5 protein-coding genes are annotated in these 3,628 nt (G+C 36.2%); all 5 read right to left on the reverse strand.

The window, feature by feature from the left end:
• Nucleotides 1–168 precede the first annotated feature (168 nt).
• Nucleotides 169–840 carry a hypothetical protein gene (locus tag ASD40_RS27435; protein WP_057306348.1) on the reverse strand — a complete coding sequence of 224 codons (672 nt, stop codon included), beginning with the start codon at nt 838–840 and terminating at the stop codon, nt 169–171.
• Between the two features lie 177 nt (nt 841–1,017).
• Nucleotides 1,018–1,521, reverse strand: a complete 504-nt coding sequence (locus tag ASD40_RS27440; protein WP_057306349.1) for a hypothetical protein — start codon at nt 1,519–1,521, stop codon at nt 1,018–1,020.
• Nucleotides 1,522–2,241: 720 nt separating this feature from the next.
• On the reverse strand, nt 2,242–2,529 hold the full coding sequence (locus ASD40_RS27445; protein ID WP_235549421.1) for a hypothetical protein: 288 nt from the start codon (nt 2,527–2,529) through the stop codon (nt 2,242–2,244).
• Nucleotides 2,530–2,781, reverse strand: a complete 252-nt coding sequence (locus ASD40_RS27450; protein WP_057306350.1) for a hypothetical protein — start codon at nt 2,779–2,781, stop codon at nt 2,530–2,532. It lies immediately after the preceding gene.
• Nucleotides 2,782–2,843: 62 nt separating this feature from the next.
• Nucleotides 2,844–3,431: an SMI1/KNR4 family protein gene (locus ASD40_RS27455; RefSeq protein ID WP_057306351.1), complete on the reverse strand. Its 588-nt coding sequence runs from the start codon at nt 3,429–3,431 to the stop codon at nt 2,844–2,846.
• Nucleotides 3,432–3,628 lie beyond the last annotated feature (197 nt).

The raw sequence follows: 3,628 nt of genomic DNA on the forward strand, positions 1-3,628 counted from the left end.
CTCCTTGATGGTGTTGGGTTATACCCTTTGACAAACCCATCATACCGAGGCGCTCCTTTTCTTTCAAAGTCCAATTCTTAGGACTAACAGGAATGTTTACTTCAACAGACAAAGGCAGCCGATCGTGTGCCGGCTGCCGTCATGTAGTGATTTAACTATCGGTATCCGTTAGCTGAATAAACCTTGTAAACTCGATTCAATATGGGTTACTAATGTTTTCAATGGATTTCCGATTTCCACACCCATTTCACACTCAATTTTCTCGGCTGTTTCGACCATAGATAATTGAGCGACAGAGACGATCTTGTTTTGATTAGAGATAAGCAAACCCTTAATATAATTAGATAATTCGTTTACATATTGTTCTTTTTTCCCCTGCATTATTAGCTCGAATGTATTCTCTATGATTTGTACGTCGATATTAATTGGTTTAGCATGTGTAGTTGCAAATTCATTAAGCCTTTTCATCGTTCCTTCGACTGTTGCTGGATTAGTAAATAGTAGCACTTGTGGCTCTGTTATACTGCAAACATATTGGAAAAACGGCTCGTCAATTTTTATGATAGGAACTGATGTCTTAAGTTGTTCATCGTCGAGAAGAGCAATGTAGTTAGTACACGTAATTAGAATTGCATCAACCTTTGTACTGGCTATCCATTCAATCTGCTCATTTACTTTGTTTTGGGCTTTTGTTAAATCAAAAGTTTCATCTGATGCAATTCTACTCATTAAGCCTGGGTCGACAAAGTGTACTAACTCCAATTCATTTGAAGCAATAGCTTTTTGAATATACTCAATATTAGAGTAGTGGGCATGCAAACAACCAATCTTTCTCTTCATTTAATAACCACCCTACTTAAATTTTCCTTATACTATCAGATTAATCTTTTTTTATCCAGAATTATTTGTTAATAGATTTCTGCTCGTTACATCAATGATCAGAAGAGGAACCGCGAAGCGAGCCCCCCCCTCAACTATAGTTCCTCGTTAGTTGAACGTGGTCTTTTGTACATTTTTTCATATACACAAATCGAAAGCTTGTAATAACATATTACCTAAATCTGCATCTGTAGATTCTACTGAAAGCTCAAACACAGGATCATTCCTCTCTGTTATGAAACCAGATGATTTATATTTTTTATTTACTGTTAATTTAATAATGCCTTTATCGGCAAAATATGTAACACTTACTAGAGAAAACTTTCTAACAAATTGACTACGATTTTTAACTTTCCCTCCCTGAATCAAATCATCTTTCAATGATCCATCCCATTTATCTAAAGTTTCCGATATTTTCAATGCATGTTTCAAAGTTTCCCCTAAAATACCAGGCTCAAAATCATTTGTTAAGAGAATCGTTTTGTTTGTTGCAACACTTCCTCCTGAAGTGTGCTGTGCCAAAGGGTTAAATAACAACCTTTCTTCCACCTGACTTTTATAAACTGCAACTGAGTATACTTTTGACATACTTTTATGAGACACATGTTGTTTGGCAAATAGTGAAAGGATTCCCTTTAGCATTAAAAACTCCCCTTCAGATGGTAATAATGTCTTAGTCTGCAAATTGAACTATTGTGTTAGCGAAACGGCCTGTGCTTCTGGTCCATACTGTCAGTGAAGTCGTCAGATATGTTTGTTCATCACTCTACAATATTACCTTATTTTGGATGTCGAAGTGAAGAGTGTTTCCGCGCTATACTGCCCGTTAATCAAGCAAGTCAATCTAAAACTTTATTTTCTGAGAGCCATATTACCCTTATTGATTCAAAATATTAGGAAAAGGGTAAACATACGATAAGTGGGANTAATCAAGCAAGTCAATCTAAAACTTTATTTTCTGAGAGCCATATTACCCTTATTGATTCAAAATATTAGGAAAAGGGTAAACATACGATAAGTGGGAAGTGGTATTGAAAAACAGCGAAAAACGGAATTCAATTTTAGTTTTCGAAAGGTTGTTGATTCACCATGAAAACACGAAGAAGGATAAAAAGATCGAGATTTCTGCTTCGATACTTTTTGAGTAAGACTTAGCATTAGAAGTGCATTTTTGAAATAAACCGCTTCCCACTATAAGAGGACTCTGCGATATAATTCGCGGGGTCCTCGCTTTTATGATGTTATCAATCAATTTTCTCCTTTGTTATTACGCTACCCTGCCAGCTAGCTTAATAAAATGAGCAGGCCACCGCAGTGCCTGCTCATCTAATGTGTGTTATTCAACTAACGTTCTGCATTTGCTTAATCAATTAACTTTGAGGCAGATATAAGTTCACTCTCGGCCTCGAGAAAACGAAGTGTTCTTTCAACATCTTCTCTTCGATAGCTTCTAACAATTATCATATGAGGGATATGTAGCCCGGGAGGGTCAATATTAGGTCTTGAAAGATTATTTAGCAACCTTTCAGGTGTATATAATATGCTCCAGCGTTTACTGCCATCTAAAAAGGTTAATGTAATCTCCACCCAGTTCCATTCATCAGGTGCCCCTTGAATCTCATCATCAAATTTCCAGTTAAGTAATGTCATCTATTCACCTTTAAAGTGAAAATGCTCGTGATAGATATTATCCATACCAACTAATTTTCCGCTTTTCTTGTGATAGTAAGGGAATTTGCGATTAAGTGGAAGTTCGAGCAGTTGATAATTCATATCTTTTGGCAATTCATTAATTTCTTCTACAGCTTTTTCACGTGTAGTATATAAGCCGATTGGAAAAAAATTTGGAAAACGTCCTGAATTATCTGCAACAAAAATTCCCCAGACATGCACATCCTGCATAAACATTACACTCCAATTCTACTAAGAACTATCTTTCCGTATCAGCGGAATATTGTTAGTCATTAACTTTTATTTTTAAATTTTTCTACTAATGCTAAAAACTCAGGAGTAGTTGTAACCTTAACAGTACCTAGATCTCTCGGGGTAGTACTCTCCTCAATTTTCTGGAGGCTTAAAATAAAACCTACAAAGGAATCTGATACTAGGTAAACGTTACTCCATAGTTCGTTTTCCGAAGGATCAAATTTTTCCTGATTATGATCCCAGAAAAAAATCCTCCCATACACTTCCTTTATTACCCCAATACAGATTAGATCTCCACCTGGACAATCAGCAATTGGTATTATATTAAAGGGCATTCGTCCACGGTATGTATCAATGTTTTTTCGTAAATTATTAAATCCATCGGATTGCAAGTCATAAAAGTCACCTAATCTGGCTACTTCAGGTACCCTTTCTTTTAGTAAATAACTAATTCCAGTGGGAAAGTCTATTCTCCCATATTCCAAAAGAAATTTCCTATACTCAGATGGCAATCGGAAACCATACTGCTGTTCTATCGAATCCAAATCCTCAGAGTCATTAAATAGTTTTTTTGTAACTCCTAACGCTGATAATTTGACCTCTATCTTCTCGAACTCACCTGACATTGTTTACCTCCATACATACTCATCTTTAGTGTATCTGGTATATCTCTCAATTCGTGATGAGTTCTTTTTAATCCTTTATCCTATGCCCCATTAGCGTAAACTGCCCGTCCCTCGGTTTTAAGGGTTTATCTCACATATACTCACTCATTCGCAGGATTTTGACACCTTGGTTTGCAGATGTTGTTCAGGAGAGCGCT

The sequence above is a fragment of the Paenibacillus sp. Root444D2 genome (genome assembly GCF_001426375.1).
Taxonomy (GTDB): domain Bacteria; phylum Bacillota; class Bacilli; order Paenibacillales; family NBRC-103111; genus Paenibacillus_E.

Bases quoted from the DNA above. Each gene is read 5' to 3' on its own strand.
- ASD40_RS27455 (WP_057306351.1), bottom strand. From the start codon at position 3,431: ATGTCAGGTGAGTTCGAGAAGATAGAGGTCAAATTATCAGCGTTAGGA.
- ASD40_RS27435 (WP_057306348.1), bottom strand. From the start codon at position 840: ATGAAGAGAAAGATTGGTTGTTTGCATGCCCACTACTCTAATATTGAG.
- ASD40_RS27440 (WP_057306349.1), bottom strand. From the start codon at position 1,521: ATGCTAAAGGGAATCCTTTCACTATTTGCCAAACAACATGTGTCTCAT.
- ASD40_RS27445 (WP_235549421.1), bottom strand. From the start codon at position 2,529: ATGACATTACTTAACTGGAAATTTGATGATGAGATTCAAGGGGCACCT.
- ASD40_RS27450 (WP_057306350.1), bottom strand. From the start codon at position 2,781: ATGCAGGATGTGCATGTCTGGGGAATTTTTGTTGCAGATAATTCAGGA.